This window comes from Bacillus gaemokensis (assembly GCF_001590835.1).
Taxonomy (GTDB): Bacteria; Bacillota; Bacilli; order Bacillales; family Bacillaceae_G; genus Bacillus_A; species Bacillus_A gaemokensis.
Map to the genome: position 1 here is coordinate 679,027 of NZ_LTAQ01000001.1, position 20,737 is coordinate 699,763.

Below are 20,737 nucleotides of genomic sequence, written 5' to 3' on the forward strand. Positions count from 1 at the left end.
AGTTTTACCTATATAATAATTAGTATTTTTCTAACACTAATACATCATAACCGTCTAACATTTTGCGGCCATCTAAGTAAGTAAGCTCTACTAGGAAGGCAATCCCCGCTACAACTCCGCCCAGTTCTTCAACTAGCTTAATTGTCGCTTCAATTGTTCCACCTGTAGCTAATAAATCATCTGTAATTAATACACGTTGACCTGGTTTAATTGCATCTTTATGGATTGTTAAAACATCTTTTCCATACTCTTTACCATAGTCTACTGTAATTACTTCACGAGGTAATTTCCCTAATTTACGAACTGGTGCAAATCCTACTTCTAGCGCATAAGAAACAGGACAACCGATAATAAAACCACGTGCTTCTGGTCCTACTACAAGATCGATATCTCTTTTTTTTGCATAAGCAACGATTTCATCTGTTGCTGCTTTGTATGCTTTTCCATCGTTCATTAAAGGTGTAATATCTTTAAACACGATACCTTCTTTCGGATAATCCGGTACAATTGCGATATGTTGCTTGAAATCCATATTTCTGAATCCTCCTCAGATATAAAAGGTCTGTAAATACAAGGCCTTTACCCTAACTGTTCTACTTCTTTATGATTACGAATCGTTTCAAACCATGTATATAGTTGTTGATATGTGCTATAAACCAATTCTTTTTCTAATTGTAAGTGGTTCATTTTCTCACGATATGTGTTCGATTCAATTAAATCACGCTTTTTCATTTCGTCTGCCATAAAAATGACACCGTCTTTTATTGTAACAAATTCTAGCTCAAAAAACACCTGTGTCATGAAATTTACTGTATCTTTTGACCAACCTTTATGACGGCATAGTTGTTCCCCATGCTGCCTCAAAGAAAATGGTGCTTTTTGATGTAAGAAGGAATAGTACCATTTAAAGTGTTCCCTTGTTGGAACTGTACTAAATAAATGATTATTCTCCTGGTAAAATAGCGTATAAATCCGCGCTGGGAACCCCGCCTTAAATAACTCGCGTAATTCGTCTGTTGCCTTTGGTAAATCTAGCAAAACAATATATCTATCTTCTAGCTCAGTTACTTCTGAAGCATGAACCAATTGTTCTTTATACGCCTCTAAAGAAAATTTATTCAATACTTCCTCAGCAAAATACACCATTGTTATTTTTTCTTTCGGAAGCTCTGCTAAATTCGTTTCTACATTACGCATGCTACGCCAATCAAATAATTGCCAAGCCTCTACCGCGATATCTTGAATCATCAGCTGAGGTTTTTTGAAATTATTCCATTCATTAATTGACGCTTCACCTACAACAGAAACGCGGGCAACTGGAGAAATTTCTTTTGCATAGCTTCCAAAACCAAAACCAATCGTGTCTAGTGTCGCTTGTCCATCACATAATGCCATTTTCAGATGGGAGCCATCTGATCCAATAGCACGAATACTTTCTAGCTCTGCATCTTGCACCGCGATACGTGGCTTTGGATTTCCAACACCAAACGGTGCTAGCTTTTGCATTTCTTCAATTGCCGAAAGCGTCACATCTTCCACCTTACACACTGCATCAACTGTTGTAATTGGAATAAAATCTTCTGGCGTTAAAATCGCCTCTGCTTGTTCATTTAAACGGCGGCGCAATTCAACTACATCATCCATATGAAGCGTCATTCCTGCCGCCATTGGGTGCCCTCCAAAATGCGGCAATAACTCCCTACAATCTGATAAGTTCGCAAACAGATCAAAACCGGCAATACTTCGGGCAGATCCTTTTGCAGTTTGTTTCACAGGATCAATACATAACACGATGGTTGGACGATAAAAACGCTCTACTAATTTAGAAGCAACAATTCCAATTACCCCTGGGTTCCATCCTTCTTTCGCAAGTACTAATACTTTATTTTCCTCTGGCGGATAGTTGTTTTCTACTTCTGCAATCGCCTCTTCTGTAATTTGCTTTACAATATCTTTTCGAAGTTTGTTCAGCTCATCAATTTCTTCAGCAAGCTCTTTCGCTTCTTCCGGGTCTTCTGATAAAAGAAGGTGAACTGCCGGCGTCGCATCTTCTAAGCGCCCAACTGCATTAATACGAGGTGCAAGTGAAAAACCAATACTTTCCTCTGTAATTTCACTTTGCGAAACGTTAGCTACTTTAAATAACGCTTTTAGCCCAATGCTTTTTGTCATTCGCATTTGTTTCAAACCACGTTGTACAAGTAGTCTATTTTCACCGTGTAATGATACTAAATCTGCTACTGTACCAATCACTGCAACTTCTAATAAATGTTCCGGTACCCGTCCCAGTAACGCATGCGCTACTTTAAACGCAACACCAACACCCGCTAAATAATGAAACGGATATACACCGCCCTCTAGCTTCGGATGAATAATAGCAAACGCTTCTGGCAGTTCTGGCGGCGGCTCATGGTGATCTGTAATAATAAGATCCATCCCAAGTTCCTTCGCTACCTGTGCTTCATGCACCGCTGCAATCCCTGTATCAACAGTAATGATAAGTGAAAACCCCGCACTATGTGCCCAGCGAAATGCCTCTTCATTTGGTCCATACCCTTCAGTAAAACGGTTTGGAATGTAAAACTCTACATCTGCACCTAGTTCTTGAAGAGCCAAAAATAAAACGGTTGTACTACTCACACCGTCTGCATCATAGTCTCCGAATATTAAAATTTGTTCTCCATTTTGAATGGCTTGCCCTATACGTTCTACTGTACGGTCCATTCCCTCAAGTAAAAATGGATCATGAAATTCTTGTTTGTCTGTATTTAAAAAATCCACAATCTGTTCTTCTGTATCTAACCCTCTACCGAGGAATAACGAAGTAACAAGCGGTGATAATTGTAGTTTACTCGCTAATTCACTCACCAGTTCTTCATTATATGATTTTTCTTTCCAACGCGTTTTCGGTTGTAACACGAAATCACCCCTTAACCTGTCCATTATACAAGACAGATTAAGGGGTGACAACATTATACAAACTACGATTTAATATCTCTATAATCAGATGAATCCCTAATTTTTAGGATAATTAACGAATATTAATCAGGAGAATACGGGTTAATATGAACAAATACATTCTGCACGTTATCTCGCTTCATCAATATCTCTTTCACATGTTTCCCAATGCGATGTCCTTCTTCAACTGTAATATACGGGTCAACAGACACTTTAATATCAACAATGACATAATGACCATGTTCCCTCGCATATAGCGCCCCAATTTTTTTAACACCCTCTACTTGAAGGACAGCTTCTCTAAGTGGAATGACATCTTCTTCGTGAAGAACATGATCAAGTGTTGTATGGATCGCCTCTCCTCCAATACTCCACGCCATCTTCACAACAAGAAGAGAGACAAATAACCCAGCAACAGGATCGGCATACACAAGCCACTCTACACCTAATTGGTTTCCGATAATCGCTGCACAAATCCCAATTAAAGCTGCAATTGAAGAAAACACATCTGAACGGTGCTCATATGCATTTGCAATAATTGCATCACTGTTTACCCGTTTCCCTAATCGATACTTATACTGAAACATCCCTTCTTTCACGACGATAGAAAGAAGCACCGCAAAAATTGTAATCCCCTTTGGTGGTTCAAGTTCTTGCGAGAAAGCCTTTATAGAAGAAATAGCAATTTCAATTCCTACAATAAATAATAAAACAGCAACAACGATAGCTGAAATCGATTCCGCTTTTCCGTGACCATAAGGATGATCTTCATCGGGTGGTTGCTTCGCCGCACGTAAGCCGAAAAACACAGCCAACGAGCCGACTACATCTGACGCTGAATGAACCGCGTCTGCTAAAAGCGCCTTACTATTCCCAATATAACCGATTACCGCTTTTACAATCGCTAATACAATATTACCAACGATTCCAACAATGGCACCGAACTCCGCTTGTTTAAAACGTTCATCTTTTTCCATAACCGAAATCCTTTCTTTTCCTCAATCTACCTTCTTATTGTAGCAAAAAATAATGGCAGAAGTATTACTTCCTTCCAGTTTCTCCACACTTAGCCTTTAGCAAAAAGTGCTAGAAGTGTCACTTCCCCAGTACAAAAGACCGCAACTTGTCTGTGGCATAATATCCTTTATACTCCAATTAACTTTACTAACCTTTAGTGAAAAGACGCTACTTTATTGTATCCACAAACAAAAAAGAGATGCCTTTTAACAGGCATCCTCTTTATATACATTCTGTTCTAATTGTTACACTTGTGGTTCAGATACTTCAGTTTCTACTTTTTTCTTACCTTTGCCTTTTTTCAATCGGCGATTTTCAAGCATTAACCAAATTTGAGAAGCAACAAAGACAGAGGAGTACGTACCTACAATCAACCCAACCATTAATGCAACTGAGAAGTTTCGCAGTGATTCACTACCAAAGATAAGTAGCGCAATAACCGGGAACAACACTGTTAGAACCGTGTTAATAGAACGACCAATTGTTTGACGAATACTTGAGTTTACGATTTCTTCTAGATCTTTTAAATCCCGAATTCGTTTTTTCTGTTTGTATAGCTCACGGTTTCTATCAAAAGTAACAATCGAGTCATTGATAGAATAACCGATGATCGTTAATACCGCTGCAATAAACGTTAAATCTACTTCCAATCGGAAGATACTAAACACAACAATCATAACGAATGCATCATGTAACAATGCGATTACAGCAGATAGCGCATATGTGAAACGGAAACGAATACTTACATATAAAATGATAACCGCTGAAGCAATCATAACTGCGATAAATGCATTTCGTGCAATTTCATTCCCAATTGTCGGAGACACTGTACTTACATTCGGATCTGTACCATATTTATCGTGGAAGAATGTTTTTGCTTTCGCGATTTCATCTTTTGATAAAACACCTAACGTACGAACAGCAAACCCTTTATTGTCATCTCCAGTTGGTACAATATCTTCTTCTTTCACATCAATTTTCAGCTCTTGTAAATCTTTGTGCACTTGTGAAACACTAACCGCTTGTTTAGATTGCAAGTCCATACGTGTTCCACTTGCAAAGTCAATTCCAAGGTTCATTTTGAAAATTGGTAGTATAATTGCTCCAGCAATAACAACTACAATTGAGAATAAGAAGAATTTATGACCGATATTTACAAAGTTAATACGATCAAATCTTGTTGGTGCATGTTCTACACCTTTTGACAACGGAATGATTTCTTTCTGCTTCACACCAAAATAAGATAATTTCTTATCGAAGTAACGGCTTTTTACAAGTAATCCAAGTAGGAAACGAGTACCGAATACGTTTGTAATGAAACCAACTAAAATACTTACGATTAAACTTGTTGCGAATCCTCTTACAGAACTTGTACCATAAGCGAATAACACACCAGCTGCTGCAATTGTCGTAACGTTCGCATCTAAAATTGTCGCTAACGAACGGTGATTACCTGCGCGATATGCTGACATCATTGACTTACCAATTCGCAACTCTTCCTTCAGTCGCTCGTACGTGATAATATTCGCGTCAACCGCGATACCAACTCCGAGTACTAATGCCGCTATACCCGGTAGTGTAAGCACCGCATGCATCCAATTAAATACAAGTAATGTAACGAAAATGTATAAACCTAACATGATAACCGCTACAAGTCCTGGTAGACGGTAGAATACCAGCATAAATAAGAAGATTATTGCAACCCCAATTATACTAGCGAAAATCGTTTGCTCCAATGCTTGTTGACCAAATTTTGCTCCAACAGATGTTGAATACATTTCTTTCAAATCAACAGGAAGTGCACCAGCATTTAATAAAGATGAAAGCTGTTTTGCACTTTCAACTGTGAAGTTTCCACCTGTGATAGATACTTCCGCTTGATTAAACACTTGATCTACTGTTGCTGCTGATAAGAATTTAGGATTTGGTTTTGCAGCTTCTGCTTTATAAGAATCTTTACCTTCTTCAAAATCAAGCCAGATTACCATTAAATTATCAGGCTTCATACTTAATATTTTTTCTGTTACAGAGCGGAACTTGTCAGCACTTTTTAATGTCAATCCAACACTTGGTCTTCCTTGATCATCAAATGTTTGCTTCGCTCCTCCGCCTTTTAAATCTGTTCCGTCCATGAGAAGATTATCATTCACATCACGGAACGTTAATTTCGCTTGAGTAGATAAGATTTCACGTGCTTTTTGCTGATCTTGTACACCAGCAAGCTGTACACGGATTCGATCTTCCCCTTCGATTTGAATGTTTGGTTCACTAACACCAAGAACATTCACACGATTTTCAAGAGCACCAACTGTACTTACAAGTGCATCACGATCGATTTTATCTCCCTTTTTCGCTGGCTTTACTTCATACAAAATTTCAAAGCCACCGCGAAGGTCTAGTCCGAGACTAATTCCTTTTGTTATGTTTTTCCCTGTCGCACCAATAATTCCACCGATTAATAATACGATGAGAAAAAACGCGACGATTCTAGTACTTCGCTTTGCCATATGTACCTTCTTTCTGCTACTAAAACCATAAACAAATCATACAATTCATTTACGCTAGACAACTTCCTGTAATCATCATTTCTGTTTACTCACAGGCATTTCTCTACACTTATGCGTTTGTCTAGTTAGTAGGCTTCCTTTCTTTGAATTTTTAGCTTTTTAGCTAGCAATGTAGGCAACATCTCAGTTTTACATGATTTTTCCGCCTTTTACATTGCGCATAGGACATATAATCACAGCCTATATCTTATTACAAATCATTATGGTTTCTATTTCATACCTCCTTTGCTTGAAATCTCTGACATTTATATTCCTCTTTATCAATACCTATCATTATACTGCAAAAGGAAGGAAGAACAAACCAATTACAGCCAATTATTTATTTTCATATTCTTCGAATGACCAAAGTGGTGCTTGATATGCTTCCATTGTTAAATATGTCATGTACTCATTTGTAGTTAGTGTCAACACATCATTCACGAGTTCATACAATCTAACCTCATGGTCAATCTTTTTCCACTTTTTCACCTTTAAACATTTCCAGATATCTTGTACCGTTACTCGGTCATAACCGATCATTTGAAATTCTTCTACTTTGCTTTCTAAAACGACTTGTAACTGTCCGCGGTAAGCTTCTACCAAATCTTCTTTTTCAACCATATATCACATCTCCTTCTTATTTCAGCACGAAAAGTCGCTTTTCATCCCGCTCTAATGGACAGCAATAACTACTTTTAAGAGTTCCATCACCCTACCTTCTCCCAATAGAAGTTTCACTTTATGGGTTCTTCCTCTTAAATGCTTGTCATTCTTGTCTCATACGTGCATATAAATTATTGTAAATCATTCCATTGATTTTGAGAAGGTAGGAGAAGACCATGACGAGACAAAGCTTTCTACGAGGGGCATTTATTTTAATGATTGCCGGGTTTATTACAAAAATCCTCGGGTTCATTAACCGAATTGTAATGGCACGTATTCTAGGAGAAGAAGGTGTCGGTCTCTATATGATGGCTGTTCCCACCTTTATTTTAGCAATTACACTAACACAAATCGGACTTCCTGTTGCCATTGCCAAATTTGTTGCCGAGGCAGAAGCAGTAAATGACAAACAAAAAATAAAAAAAATATTAACAGTATCATTAGCTGTTACATCCGTTATTAGTATTATCTTAACAATCGCTATCATGCTACTAACTCCAATTTTAGCTAAAACATTATTAACAGATGAAAGAACCTACTATCCATTAATGGCCATTTTACCTGTCGTTCCTGTAATCGCTGTTTCATCTGTTTTACGCGGTTATTTCCAAGGAAAACAAAATATGAAGCCCAGCGCATATGCCCAAGTACTAGAACAAGTTGTCCGTATTACCATCATCGCCATATGCATTCAGCTCTTTTTACCTTACGGCGTTGAATACGCCGCAGCAGGTGCAATGCTATCAGCTGTTCTTGGCGAAGTAGCCTCTTTATTATTTTTACTCTCTTTATTCCAGCGTGAAAAACACCTTTCAATTCGCACTGGTTTTATGGGCACCGTCAAACAAAGTAAACATACATTTCATTCGCTTATGGAAATCGCACTTCCAACTACAGGGAGCCGCTTAATTGGTTCAGTCTCTTATTTTTTCGAGCCGATTGTCGTGATGCAAAGCTTAGCAATAGCTGGTGTTACCGCTTCAGTTGCAACGCAGCAATACGGTATATTAAACGGCTATGCATTTCCACTCCTATCACTACCGGCTTTTATTACATACGCCCTTTCTACAGCACTCGTACCATCTATAAGTGAAGCAATGGCAAAAAAACAACATCGATTAGTTGAACATCGTCTGCAACAAGCACTGCGTATTTCTTTAATTACAGGTGGCTGGTCAGTCGTTATTCTTTACGTATTTGCTTCACCTGTCCTAACTCTCATGTACGGTTCAGATAACGCTACTTCATTCATTCAATTACTCGCGCCCTGCTTTTTATTTCACTATTTTCAAAGCCCTCTGACATCCGTCTTACAGGCCTTGAACTTAGCACGCGCCGCAATGATGAACACATTTGTTGGCGCTATCGTAAAATTGCTCGTTATTTTCGTACTAGCTTCACGTCCAGAATTTCAAATGATGGGCGTCGCACTTGCTATCGCCGCTAACATTGTAACCGTAACATTCCTTCACTACGCTACCGTCTTAAAAAAAATTACATTCACTATTTACATGAGAGATTATATTTTCGGTGGAATTGTGATTGCCATTGCAGGAGCATTCGGATTTTACCTTCACAAATACATTGTTTTTTCACACTCACTCGGTATACAAACATTATGTGAAATCTCATTAACTACAACTCTTTACATTCTGCTTCTTCTTATTTTTAAACTGATTCGTAAAGAAGAATTACGACGTCTCCCATTCATCCGGAGACTATCATTTTTGAAATAACCATATAAGTAAGAAGCTTGCCGTGTTAAAAACGGCAAGCTTCTTACTTATCTTTTAAATCCACAAAAAACTCCCCATTTTGAAAACTACAATACAAAATTTCTGACACATCGCTATACCCTATATTCCCCAACTTCCTCGCGAGCCATTCTTCCGATTGTTCAATCATCTGTAAATGTGACTGTTGAATTTCCCCATCAATAATAAGTGGAAATGAAAAAACAGGCATATCATTCTTATTTTTTTTACTCTTTTGTTTTTGAAATACAGATAGTTTTCCTGACGCTTCTAAAATAGCATATTCGACATCACGAACATCACCGATTCCTTCTTCTCTTAGCTGCATTAATAAATCATCAATATTATAGCGTTGCTTTCGCATTTGTTTTTCATCAATTTTCCCTTTTCGAACAATAATGGCCGGCTCACCATCTATTAGATGGCGTATCTTGCCACTTTTGAGTGAAGCATATGCTAATACAATCTGGATAACTACAATGACTACCATAGGAACGATTTGATCCCACATAGGACGATCAGCTTCTATAATTCCTAATACGGCAAGTTCTCCCAACATAATAAAAACAACTAAATCCAAAATACTCAGTTCTCCAATTTCACGTTTTCCCATAACGCGAAAAATGATTAACATAATAAAATATAATAGAACGGTTCGAAAGGCAATTCCCCAGAGTTCCATCTTTAATCCCCTTTCTCCATTTTTCTTCTACGATGTAGTTTAACCATCAAAAAAGAAACTAGTCTAACTTATCCAAAATGAAAATATGCTTGTATTAAAAAGGGGGACTGCATAGTGGATGGAACAAAAAAAATATCTACCGCAATCGGATTTGGTATCATTACTTTATTGATACTCGCTACTGTTACAAGTATGGTGATTGCTCTTTTACTGAAGTTTACACATATCAGCGAAGGGACATTGGCGACGACCTTGTTCGTATTCGCTATTCTTTCTATGATTATCTCTGGATTTATTGCTGGAAAAAAAGCACAAGGAAAAGGGTGGTTTGTCGGGCTTATAACTGGACTCACCTTTACTATTCTTGTTTTTCTCGTTAATTACTTAGGATTCTCCAATTCTTTATCTAACTCACAACTTCTCTATCAACTGGCGTTAATGGGTTCTAGTACACTTGGAGGCATATTTGGCGTGAATATGACGAAACGTACAAATTAAAAAAAGCCCTGCATTTGCAGGGCTTTCGCTTATTACTTCTTCACAACTTCACGAATCGCATTACGATCGAATGTTAAGTGTGAACCACCAGCTTTAATTACAATCGTAGTATCATCTACTGATTCAATTGTACCGTGTAAGCCACCAATTGTTACGATAGCGTCACCTTTTTGGATTTCATTTTGCATTTGCGCTACTGCCTTTTGACGTTTTTGCTGCGGGCGAATTAATAAGAAATAGAAAATCGCAAACATCGCAACGATCATGACAATATTCATCATACCTGGATTCATTTTTTGTTCCTCCTTCAATTATTATGTATTAGAAGTTTTTAGCATTCGGTTTATTAAAGCCATACTGTTCAAAGAACTCTTCGCGGAAGTCACCAAGACGGTCTTCACGAATGGCTTGTCTCACCTGCTCCATTAAGTTTAACAGAAAATGAAGGTTGTGATAAGACGTTAAACGAATTCCAAACGTTTCATCACATTTCATTAAGTGACGAATGTACGCACGAGAGTAATTCTTACATGTATAGCAATCACAATTTGGATCAAGCGGACCAAAGTCTTTTGCAAACTTCGCATTTTTCACAACTAAACGCCCTTGACTTGTCATACATGTACCATTTCGAGCAATACGAGTTGGAAGTACGCAATCAAACATATCAACACCGCGAATTGCACCATCAATTAATGAGTCAGGAGAACCTACTCCCATTAAATAACGTGGTTTATTGTCTGGAAGAAGTGGCGTTGTAAATTCAAGAACACGGTTCATAATATCCTTCGGTTCCCCAACTGATAATCCACCTATTGCATAACCAGGGAAATCCATTGAAACAAGATCTTTTGCACTTTGACGACGAAGTTCTTCAAACTCTCCGCCCTGTACAATACCGAACAACCCTTGATCCTGTGGGCGCTCATGAGCTTTCAAACAACGCTCTGCCCAGCGGCTCGTACGTTCTACAGATTTTTTCATATATTCAAAAGTAGCTGGGAACGGTGGACACTCATCAAATGCCATCATAATATCTGAACCTAACGCATTTTGAATTTCCATTGCTTTTTCTGGTGATAAGAATAACTTGTCTCCATTTAAGTGATTACGGAAGTGAACGCCTTCTTCTTCAATACGGCGGAAATCACTTAAACTAAACACTTGGAAACCACCAGAATCTGTTAAAATCGCGCGATCCCAGTTCATAAATTTATGTAAACCGCCTGCCTCGCGTACAATTTCATGTCCTGGACGCAGCCATAGATGATACGTATTACTTAAAATAATACCTGAATCCATCGCCTTCAGCTCTTCTGGTGACATTGTTTTCACTGTCGCAAGTGTCCCAACCGGCATAAATGTCGGTGTATCAAATGAACCGTGCGGTGTATGGACACGTCCTAAACGGGCACCCGTTTGTTTACATGTTTTAATAAATTCATAACGAATTGCTGTCATATCTGTACTCCTTTTTATTTGTTTCTTGTCTTTAGATGAGATGCAACGAACATCGCATCACCAAAACTAAAGAAACGATACTTTTCTTTTACTGCTTCGTTGTAAGCATGAAGAACATTTTCTCTATTTGAAAATGCACTTACAAGCATAATTAATGTTGATTTCGGCAAATGGAAGTTTGTAATTAAACCATCAATTGCTTTAAATTCATAACCAGGATACATAAAGATATCCGTCCATCCAGATGCAGCACAAAGTTTGCCATCGTGATCTGTTGCAATCGTTTCTAGTGTACGTGTTGATGTTGTACCAACTGTAATGATACGACCACCGTTCTCTTTCACACGATTTAACAATTCTGCTGTTTCTTCTGACATATGATAGTATTCCGCATGCATATGGTGCTCTTCAATTGTATCAGCAGAAACTGGTCTAAATGTACCAAGACCCACATGAAGTGTAATAAATGCTAAACCTACACCTTTTTGCTTTAATTTCTCTAATAACTCTTCTGTAAAATGAAGTCCAGCTGTCGGCGCCGCTGCAGAACCAATTTCCTTCGCGTATACCGTTTGGTAACGATCGCGATCTTCTAGTGTTTCTTTAATATATGGAGGAAGTGGCATCTCTCCAAGTTCATCTAAAATCTCATAAAAAATACCGTCATATGAAAATTCAAGCTGACGACCACCTTGGTCAGCTGTTCCGATGCATGTTGCTTTTAGTTTTCCTTCGCCAAAAGAGATAACAGTTCCTTCTTTTACACGTTTGGCTGGTTTCACAAGTGTTTCCCACTTATCGCCATCCTCTTGCTTTAAAAGAAGTACTTCAATATGTGCACCTGTGTCTTCTTTCACACCATGCAAACGAGCAGGCATAACTTTCGTTTCATTTAAAACTAAACAATCGCCCTCATGTAAATAAGAAAGAATGTCCGTAAAATGCTTATGCTCTATATCACCCGTTTCACGATCTAACACCATTAATCTTGATGTCTCACGCTCTTCAAGCGGTGTTTGTGCAATGAGTTCTTCTGGTAAATGAAAATCAAACAGATTTATATCCATAACTATATCCACCTATTTCTATTTAAATCGATTTATTACATACATAATAAAGGATAATACAATACTTATCACAATACATGTAATGATAGGAAAATAAAAGGTAACATTTCCTTTTTTCACAAAAATATCACCTGGAAGTCTCCCTATAAACTTCCAAGCTAATCCAACAACAATGAGGAGAATACCAGCCGTAATGAGCAGCTTTGGCATATCCATCATACCCCCGGCATCTCCATTCCAAAATGTTCATAGGCGAGGGGCGTTACGATTCTTCCTCTTGGCGTTCGTTGTAAAAATCCAATTTGTAATAAATATGGTTCATACACATCTTCAATCGTAGTAGACTCTTCCCCAATTGTTGCTGAGACCGTTTCTAATCCAACTGGTCCACCGCGGAACTTTTCAATAATACCAAGCAGTAATTTATGATCGATATGATCAAGACCTAGTTTATCTACTTGCAGGAGTTCTAATGCCATTTGTGTGATCTCCATCGTAATCGTTCCGTCACCTCGAACTTGCGCGAAGTCACGCACCCGTCTTAATAAACGGTTTGCAATACGCGGCGTACCACGTGCACGCCTTGCAATTTCTAATGCTGCCAGAGAATCTATTTCAACTTCAAACACTTCTGCTGTACGCTCTACAATCGCAGACAACTGATCTACTGTATAATACTCTAATCGTGACAAAACACCAAAACGGTCACGAAGCGGCGCTGATAACGCACCGGCACGTGTTGTTGCGCCAACTAGCGTAAACGGAGGTAAATCCAGTCGCACAGAGCGTGCAGTTGGACCTTTACCGATGACAATATCAAGACAAAAGTCTTCCATTGCTGGATATAATACTTCTTCAATTGACCTGTGTAAACGATGAATTTCATCAATAAATAATACATCACCAGGTTGAAGTGCCGTTAACACTGCTGCTAAATCTCCAGGTCGTTCAATTGCTGGTCCTGACGTTGTTCGCATATTAACACCCATTTCATTGGCGATAATATTGGCAAGCGTCGTTTTTCCAAGTCCTGGTGGTCCATATAATAGTACGTGATCCAATGTTTCTTCACGCATTTTCGCTGCTTCAATAAACACTTCTAAATTGTGCTTCACTTTATTTTGGCCAATATATTGACGCAATGTTTGTGGTCGTAACGAATATTCTAAGTCCGCATCTTCATATGCAGATTCTCCCGAAAGGAGACGTTCGTCCATTCTACTCACCTCTTACCATTTAGTAAAAGACTAAGTGCCTTTTTAATATATTGATCCGTCGTAAGCGCTTCTTTTAACAACTCTGGTACAACTCGATTCACTTCGCGTTCTGCGTAACCAAGTGCACGCAGTGCTTCCAGTGCTTCGTCAAGCTCAGCGGATGATCCTTTCTTCTCGTCAAAACTTTCTACATCTGAGAATAAATCAACAAACGCATCTGGTACAACATCTGCTAATTTTCCTTTTAAGTCTAAGATCATTTGGCGTGCCGTTTTCTTTCCGACGCCTGGGAATTTCACTAAGAATTTTTCATCCTCATGTTCAATTGCTTGCACAACCTGCCCCGTTTGACCGGAAGCTAAAATTGCAAGCGCCCCTTTTGGTCCGATTCCTGATACACCTAAAAGTTTTGTAAATAATAAACGCTCTTCACGTGTCTTAAATCCATAAAGCGCCATTATATCTTCTCTCACATAATGATATGTATATACACGAATTTCTTGCTTACTTCTTTGGAATACATACGGATTTGGTGTGAAAATTTGATAACCAATTCCATTATGATCAAGAACGACATATTCTGGTCCTACATATTCCACGTAACCTGTAACATATTCAAACAAAATACAATCTCTCCCTCTCAAATCATGTATTCTATTTTAACATACTTAATGATAGAAAAGCGAGACTACCCCAACAAACGTTCCCTGTATAGAATTCCCATTTTTTAAATATTGACATAATGGTATGAAGCAAATTAATATTACGAAGTCGATAATGATTATCAATACTAATTAAAGGGGTTACATAAACATGAAACGCAATCTATCTATTCTATTTACTCTCATTCTTGTTATGTTTGCCATTGTTGGTTGCTCTTCTCCAAAAGAAGAATCCCAGGCAAAGGAACAACCGAAAACGAAAGTTGTCAAACATGTAAAAGGTGAAGTTACAATTCCGGTCAATCCAAAAAGAATTGTTGACTTATCTGGATCATCTGAAGAACTATTACTTCTTGGGCATAAACCTGTTGGTACAGCCAACACGTATAAAGATAAAATCCAAGATCATTTGCAAGAAAAACTAAAAGGTGTAAAAGCAGTTGGTTGGTACTGGGCACCTAAAGTTGATTTAGAAGCAGTTATTGCTTTAAAACCAGACTTAATCATTTTAAACAACCGTCAATTAAAAATTTACGATCAACTAGCAAAGGTTACACCAACCGTTGTCCTAGAAACAAACTTAGAAAACTGGCGTGATAAATTTAAAGAAGTAAGTAAGCTAGTTGGTGAAGAGAAAAAAGCGGATAAGTGGATTGCAGACTACGATAAAAAAGCAGCTTCCTTATCTAAAAAAATTAAAGAGAAAACAAAAGATGAAAACTTTATGTTCCTTGCCGTAACACCGCAAAACTTCCGTGTATATGGTAGTTTCGGATATGGTGATATCATCTTTAACGATTTAAAACTTCCTGCAACAAAAGGCACAGACTTAAAACAAACGATGGCACAAGTATCTTTAGAAAGTCTTGTCGCATTCCAACCTGATCAAATGTTTATCGTAAACTTTGGCGGCGAAGCAGATAAAGTATATGATGACTACAAAAACAGTGCTATTTGGAAAAATAATAAAGCTGTGAAAAATAATCATGTTTACGAAGTCAGCAATGAAGTCTTTAACACAAAAGCATTTAATCCAATTGGGAAAGATATGCTAATTGATGAAATTGCAAAACAAATTTTAGATAAGAACAAATAAGAAAACAGCAGCTCATCCCGAGCTGCTGTTTCTCTTATTTTGCACCGCATACTGCTTCATTTTCTCAATAGTCTTCACAAAACGCTCTTTAGACTTGATACGGATACCACGTTTTAATTTTGCACGTTCATAACTTTCTAGCTTTTTCATATCAATTTGAAAAAATGAATGAATTGCATTATCACTTTTTGGTACACCGTTAAAAATTTGCAATATACCCTCATTCGAAACACCAAAATACCCACTTGTTTTAAGCAAAGGTGAAATATCATCTACTTTTTTTTGCAATATAATTTGCACATCATCACGATCAACAATCTGCCATTCTTTATACTGCTTTAAAAATCCTTCTAAATTTGCCACCTTTTCAGTAAAAATCTCCTCACTTACTTCTCCATCTACATACATGCGCTCTAGCAAAATTGTAACTTGAGGTTCTTTTTGCGTTACCTCTGGAACCATAACCGCAGCTGTAACACTCGATTCATGATACAAACAAAACATAGCAATTACAGCTTGAACTGCGATCATCATGAATTTCATTTCCCTTCACCTCTTCCAGGCAATATAAAACTTCCATTTGTAGTTTTTCCGGATATAGAAGTTTTATCCATGAAGGGTAGAAATGAAGTATTGAGAATTATAGACCTTGGTAATGGAACACCACTTTGTATAATAAAGTAAAAGGATTTCACTCTTCCTCGCTCTCTCTAAACCTTGAGATGAGAGTTCTTACCGTTCGCAAATAGCGAACTAAATAAGATTAAATTAAACTCTAATTATTACCATTTATTCATGAAGAGATACATTCTTTTTTCGACTTACTTGCACTGTCGCAATATAAACTCCTATTAATATAATTATCATCCCAAGCAGCTGCTGCCATGTAATAACTGCTCCGTATAATACAACTGAAATAATTGTCGCTACGATAGGTGTGATATTTAAATACATACTCGCCTTACTTGCTCCAATTTCTTCCACACCTTTATTAAATACTATATAGCCAATTAGCGTTCCACATACGACCATATATAACATCTCTAACCACCCTTGTATAGAGAGCGCCGGAACTTTCTCCCATCCTCCTTCAAAAACAGAAATACCTGCTAGAAAAATAGATCCTAGCACAGTCATAATCATAGTCGTAAATAATGGTGAAACATCTTTCATCACTGCTTTCCCCGTTAAACTGTACAGCACTCCACAGACTAATGCAGCTATAAATAATAGATCTCCTTTATTGAATGATAAAGATAAGAATACATGTAATGACCCTTTCGTGATAATAATAATGACACCTACTAAGGACAAAATTAAACTCATTGCTATTTTTATGCTCCATGTTTCTTTAAAAAACAAAATTGCCCCAATTGTAACGAACACCGGCATCGTCGCAATAATTAATGAGCCATTCATTGTAGAAGTATAATGAAGTCCCACAAAGAAAAATGCATTGTAGCCAAAAATACCAGTTAAAGAAACGAATAATAGACCTTTCCAGTTTCTCCTTAATAACCCCATATTCCATTGAGACCTAGCCGAGACAATAATCATTAAAATAACTCCCGCTAACGCAAAGCGAATCGTCGCTGCTACAAGCGGTGGAATTTCTGTAATAACATGCTCTGCTGTTGCAAAAGAGCCACCCCAAAACAAAGGAACGAGTAACATTAGTACATACATACGGTCCTTACTGTTCATTTTTATTGCTCCTTTCCAATAAAATAAGTTTATATGTTTAAACATATAAACTTATAAACTAAAAAAATTTAGTAGTTTGACTCTACTACTACAATCAAATCCTTAATTTTCTTTAAAAATTCTCGTGCACTTACAGCATAAAATATCTCTTTTCCATTTCGGTCAGCTGTAATAAGTTCTGCCTGTTTTAAAATTTTCAAATGATGAGACACAGCCGGTCTCGAAATGCCCATTCTATCTGTTATTTGAGTTACATTCAGACTTTTATTTTCAAGTAACATCATAATAATTTGTTGACGATTCACATCTCCTAAAGCTTGAAATATAGGTGTGGTTAATTTGAATTTCTCCAAAACAATTTCTGTATTGCCACATTCAAAACGTTCCATATCCTCTTCATCCTTACCATTTCATATAGTCACTATATTGTGTGATATATTACCATTTATATTTTAATCTTCTTGAGGATATTTGTAAACCAATTAATGTAATGTTCTGATATTTAATCTTACAAAAAAATGAAGCTCGGCAAAAACTCTCTGCTGCCTAACTTCACTTTATTTTTATATAATAAGAAAGACGCCTGCATAGCAGGCGTCTTGATGCGTTTACGGCGAGAGACCAGGCGACCACATTCGCGTGTTTAGCACTTAAGCATATCTCTCGTCTTACGTAAATTAGCTCATCGCTTTGCTAATATAACATTAATATAAAAAGAAAGCAAGCTAATTATAAGAAATTCTTCATTACTTGTTTCTACCAGTTTTTAGACCTTAAGCAAATCAAATTCCATTATCACCACTAAACCAATTAATTATTAACATACAAAAACACTTAAAGTAAAATATAAGTTGATTAATGTAATATATATGTTACAATTATTTTTGAATACCCATGAAAAATATGGTAACAGGAGATGAATATATTGAAAAAAATTAAAGACGAACGCCTCATACTACAAAATTTAAAAAACATACGTATTGCATTTCTATTTCAATCGATTGGTATGATGAGCATCTTAGGGTATATCGGCTTTAATGATGGATTCGATCAAATTACAAAATCTCCATTATGGTTATTATTGATGCTAACAAGTATCCTACTTGCCTATTTACAAATGGGGATCTCTATTGATGCCGAAGAAGCTGAAAAAGGAATTAAAATAACTCCTTATTATAAACTTGTTTTGCGCTCTGCTATTGTAGGAATTATTCTTGCTATTATTTATATTATCTTCAGTCCTGAAAGACCTCTATGGGAAGCAATTCTGATGGGGAGTATTCTCTTTTTATGCTTTTTAGCTTCTTATTCTGTTGGTTACTTTATTAAGAAAAAACGTTTGCGAGATGGGGAGGAATAACCAATTTTCTGAAGCATTGACCATATTTTTATGTCTTATGCATTTTTCATCTTGAATACATATCCACGCCAGCATCCATCAATTTTCTACTTTTATTATAATGACGATGCTTTAAATGTAAAAAGAGGAAGGTGTAATCCTTCCCCTTTTTAGCTATCGCACTGTACCAGTAAGACCGGCACGAATATCTCGGAACATATCTGTTATGTCACGACCTAAGTCATTTGTAACTGTTCCATTGCGCAGACGCGTATTCATCGTATCTACACGTTCAAACATATCATTTTTTACTGTTACATATACATTTCGGTTTTTCACATCATTTACAACTGCTTGACGAATTTCATTTGCCATTGCCGTTTCATTTGTTACTGCTGTACGTGGTTTCACTGCAATTACTACATCATTTCCATACACAACTGTAGAAACACGATCTACATTATTCATGCGCTTCACACGATTTGTAATTTTTTCTGCTGTTCTTCCATCGTTGTTAATATACGAATTATTCATCGTAATGTTACGAGTCGGGTAAGGGTTTGCAATTTGACCATGGTAATTTACATCACGGTAATAATTATACCCAACATTATCACGGCGGTCGTAAATATCATTATTTCCTCGGTTACCATTACGATATGTCACATAATCTGTATATCGATCGTTACGCGTTACATTATTTCTATACGGATGTGTATCATTATAAGATGTACGCTCATAATTGTAAGTACCATTACGAGTATCCATTGCATTTTTATCATTAGGTGTACCACATGCAGCTAATGCACTGGTAACTAACAAAGAAGCGGTAATAATTTTAACTTTTTTATTCAATACAAAAACCCCCCTTGTTAGAATGAACTTCTCTCTCGAAAAGCTCCCTCTTATCATGAGTAACAAAGGAGGTTTTTACACTGTCAATATTTCACTAGGGATTTTCTAACACCACTTGTAAAACCCAATTCGTTAGGGCTAATTTATAAGAAGTATGACGCACACCTAAACTAAGAAAAATTCCCTTCTATTCCTCATCCTCTTCCAGAGGTGTTCCAAAAACATCTGGCGGATCCGGCTGATAGTACATCGCACCTGGTTGAGGTGCATAACCAGCTTGAGGCGTTGGATAGTATAAAGAATTTGGATAATGCGGCCCGCCTGGTTGCGGACTATATAAAGCCCTTTCCTCACCACATCCACAATCTTCTTCTGGCATCGTTTGTGGTGGCATATTATTATCCATCATCGGCATTATATTTGGTATCGACGTATACTGTGGTGCCATTGGCTGACCTTGTGGATAAGGCATGTTATAATATGGATTTTGCTGTTGAAACGGGACTTGATGGTACGGATACTGTTGTGGCATCATTTGCGGTTGATATGGCATCGGGATTTGCTGCGGCATTATGTTTGGCATTTGRTTATTATCCATCATCGGCATCATGTTTGGCATTTGGTTATTATCCATCATTGGCATTATGTTTGGCATTTGGTTATTATCCATCATCGGCATCATGTTTGGCATTTGGTTATTATCCATCATYGGCATTTGGTTTNTTATTATCCATCATTGGCATTATGTTTGGCATTTGGTTATTATCCATCATCGGCATCATGTTTGGCATTTGGTTATTATCCATCATCGGCATTTGGTTTGGCATTTGGTTATTATCCATCATCGGCATTTGGTTTGGCATTTGATTATTATCTATCATTGGCATTATGTTTGGCATTTGATTATTATCCATCATTGGCATTATGTTTGGCATTTGATTATTATCTATCATTGGCATTATGTTTGGCATTTGATTATTATCCATCATTGGCATTATGTTTGGCATTTGATTATTATCCATCATTGGCATTATGTTTGGCATTTGATTATTATCCATCATTGGCATTTGGTTTGGCATTTGATTATTATCCATCATTGGCATTTGGTTTGGCATTTGATTATTATCCATCATTGGCATTATGTTTGGCATTTGATTATTATCCATCATCGGCATCATGTTTGGCATTTGGTTATTATCCATCATCGGCATTTGGTTT

At 37.2% G+C, this 20,737-nt stretch carries 22 protein-coding genes; 4 read left to right on the forward strand and 18 right to left on the reverse strand.

The genetic code is table 11. The features are described from left to right. Window positions 1–19 precede the first annotated feature (19 nt). From AZF08_RS03655 to AZF08_RS03675, 5 genes are all read right to left on the reverse strand, one after another. Window positions 20–532: an adenine phosphoribosyltransferase gene (locus AZF08_RS03655; RefSeq protein WP_033672699.1), complete on the reverse strand. Its 513-nt coding sequence runs from the start codon at window positions 530–532 to the stop codon at window positions 20–22. A 47-nt stretch (window positions 533–579) separates the two neighbouring features. Further along, window positions 580–2,919 (reverse strand): single-stranded-DNA-specific exonuclease RecJ, encoded by a 2,340-nt coding sequence (gene recJ, locus AZF08_RS03660; RefSeq protein WP_033672701.1) that lies wholly within the window; start codon window positions 2,917–2,919, stop codon window positions 580–582. Between the two features lie 122 nt (window positions 2,920–3,041). Beyond that, window positions 3,042–3,935, reverse strand: a complete 894-nt coding sequence (locus AZF08_RS03665; protein ID WP_033672703.1) for a cation diffusion facilitator family transporter — start codon at window positions 3,933–3,935, stop codon at window positions 3,042–3,044. A gap of 285 nt (window positions 3,936–4,220) precedes the next feature. Then, on the reverse strand, window positions 4,221–6,482 hold the full coding sequence (gene secDF / locus AZF08_RS03670) for a protein translocase subunit SecDF (protein ID WP_033672704.1): 2,262 nt from the start codon (window positions 6,480–6,482) through the stop codon (window positions 4,221–4,223). Between the two features lie 375 nt (window positions 6,483–6,857). Then, window positions 6,858–7,142 (reverse strand): post-transcriptional regulator, encoded by a 285-nt coding sequence (locus AZF08_RS03675; RefSeq protein ID WP_033672706.1) that lies wholly within the window; start codon window positions 7,140–7,142, stop codon window positions 6,858–6,860. A gap of 218 nt (window positions 7,143–7,360) precedes the next feature. Between AZF08_RS03675 and spoVB the strand changes: the two genes are divergently transcribed. Then, the gene (spoVB, locus tag AZF08_RS03680; RefSeq protein ID WP_033672707.1) at window positions 7,361–8,920 is read left to right on the forward strand and encodes a stage V sporulation protein B; all 1,560 of its coding nucleotides are present in this window, start codon (window positions 7,361–7,363) and stop codon (window positions 8,918–8,920) included. A 43-nt stretch (window positions 8,921–8,963) separates the two neighbouring features. Here spoVB and AZF08_RS03685 read toward each other — a convergent pair whose 3' ends face one another. Continuing rightward, window positions 8,964–9,620, reverse strand: coding sequence for a DUF421 domain-containing protein (locus AZF08_RS03685; protein ID WP_033672708.1), 657 nt, complete (start codon window positions 9,618–9,620; stop codon window positions 8,964–8,966). A 114-nt stretch (window positions 9,621–9,734) separates the two neighbouring features. Between AZF08_RS03685 and AZF08_RS03690 the strand changes: the two genes are divergently transcribed. Beyond that, window positions 9,735–10,118: a TIGR04086 family membrane protein gene (locus AZF08_RS03690; RefSeq protein WP_033672709.1), complete on the forward strand. Its 384-nt coding sequence runs from the start codon at window positions 9,735–9,737 to the stop codon at window positions 10,116–10,118. 32 nt (window positions 10,119–10,150) lie between these two features. Here AZF08_RS03690 and yajC read toward each other — a convergent pair whose 3' ends face one another. The 6 genes from yajC to ruvA are packed head-to-tail and all read right to left on the reverse strand — an operon-like array spanning window position 10,151 to window position 14,486. After that, on the reverse strand, window positions 10,151–10,411 hold the full coding sequence (gene yajC / locus AZF08_RS03695; RefSeq protein WP_033672710.1) for a preprotein translocase subunit YajC: 261 nt from the start codon (window positions 10,409–10,411) through the stop codon (window positions 10,151–10,153). A gap of 28 nt (window positions 10,412–10,439) precedes the next feature. Beyond that, complete coding sequence (gene tgt, locus AZF08_RS03700; protein ID WP_033672711.1) at window positions 10,440–11,579, reverse strand: tRNA guanosine(34) transglycosylase Tgt; 1,140 nt, start codon at window positions 11,577–11,579, stop codon at window positions 10,440–10,442. A gap of 14 nt (window positions 11,580–11,593) precedes the next feature. Further along, the gene (queA, locus tag AZF08_RS03705) at window positions 11,594–12,646 is read right to left on the reverse strand and encodes a tRNA preQ1(34) S-adenosylmethionine ribosyltransferase-isomerase QueA (protein WP_033672713.1); all 1,053 of its coding nucleotides are present in this window, start codon (window positions 12,644–12,646) and stop codon (window positions 11,594–11,596) included. 18 nt (window positions 12,647–12,664) lie between these two features. Next, window positions 12,665–12,865: a DUF2905 domain-containing protein gene (locus AZF08_RS03710; RefSeq protein ID WP_033672714.1), complete on the reverse strand. Its 201-nt coding sequence runs from the start codon at window positions 12,863–12,865 to the stop codon at window positions 12,665–12,667. After that, window positions 12,862–13,863, reverse strand: coding sequence for a Holliday junction branch migration DNA helicase RuvB (gene ruvB, locus AZF08_RS03715; RefSeq protein WP_033672716.1), 1,002 nt, complete (start codon window positions 13,861–13,863; stop codon window positions 12,862–12,864). The genes AZF08_RS03710 and ruvB overlap by 4 nt, the downstream gene beginning before the upstream one ends. Before the next feature lie 5 nt (window positions 13,864–13,868). Beyond that, a complete protein-coding gene (ruvA, locus tag AZF08_RS03720) occupies window positions 13,869–14,486 on the reverse strand; it encodes a Holliday junction DNA helicase RuvA (protein ID WP_033672717.1) in 618 nt (205 codons plus the stop codon). A 190-nt stretch (window positions 14,487–14,676) separates the two neighbouring features. On the opposite strand from ruvA, the gene AZF08_RS03725 reads away from it, so the two are divergent. Then, window positions 14,677–15,621, forward strand: coding sequence for an iron-hydroxamate ABC transporter substrate-binding protein (locus AZF08_RS03725; RefSeq protein WP_033672718.1), 945 nt, complete (start codon window positions 14,677–14,679; stop codon window positions 15,619–15,621). Between the two features lie 12 nt (window positions 15,622–15,633). Here AZF08_RS03725 and AZF08_RS03730 read toward each other — a convergent pair whose 3' ends face one another. The 3 genes from AZF08_RS03730 to AZF08_RS03740 form a co-directional block, all read right to left on the reverse strand. Continuing rightward, complete coding sequence (locus AZF08_RS03730; RefSeq protein ID WP_033672719.1) at window positions 15,634–16,164, reverse strand: BofC C-terminal domain-containing protein; 531 nt, start codon at window positions 16,162–16,164, stop codon at window positions 15,634–15,636. Window positions 16,165–16,410: 246 nt separating this feature from the next. Next, on the reverse strand, window positions 16,411–17,325 hold the full coding sequence (locus AZF08_RS03735; RefSeq protein ID WP_033672720.1) for a DMT family transporter: 915 nt from the start codon (window positions 17,323–17,325) through the stop codon (window positions 16,411–16,413). Between the two features lie 68 nt (window positions 17,326–17,393). Beyond that, window positions 17,394–17,714 (reverse strand): ArsR/SmtB family transcription factor, encoded by a 321-nt coding sequence (locus tag AZF08_RS03740; RefSeq protein ID WP_033672721.1) that lies wholly within the window; start codon window positions 17,712–17,714, stop codon window positions 17,394–17,396. A 527-nt stretch (window positions 17,715–18,241) separates the two neighbouring features. Between AZF08_RS03740 and AZF08_RS03745 the strand changes: the two genes are divergently transcribed. Further along, window positions 18,242–18,685, forward strand: coding sequence for a branched-chain amino acid ABC transporter substrate-binding protein (locus tag AZF08_RS03745; RefSeq protein WP_082245979.1), 444 nt, complete (start codon window positions 18,242–18,244; stop codon window positions 18,683–18,685). A gap of 153 nt (window positions 18,686–18,838) precedes the next feature. Here AZF08_RS03745 and AZF08_RS03750 read toward each other — a convergent pair whose 3' ends face one another. The 3 genes from AZF08_RS03750 to AZF08_RS31945 all read right to left on the reverse strand — a co-directional run. Further along, window positions 18,839–19,519: a YhcN/YlaJ family sporulation lipoprotein gene (locus AZF08_RS03750; RefSeq protein ID WP_033672723.1), complete on the reverse strand. Its 681-nt coding sequence runs from the start codon at window positions 19,517–19,519 to the stop codon at window positions 18,839–18,841. Between the two features lie 187 nt (window positions 19,520–19,706). Beyond that, window positions 19,707–20,210, reverse strand: coding sequence for a spore coat protein (locus AZF08_RS31940; RefSeq protein ID WP_235604046.1), 504 nt, complete (start codon window positions 20,208–20,210; stop codon window positions 19,707–19,709). 7 nt (window positions 20,211–20,217) lie between these two features. Then, a partial coding sequence (locus AZF08_RS31945) for a hypothetical protein (RefSeq protein ID WP_235604047.1) occupies window positions 20,218–20,737 on the reverse strand: 520 nt, incomplete at its 5' end.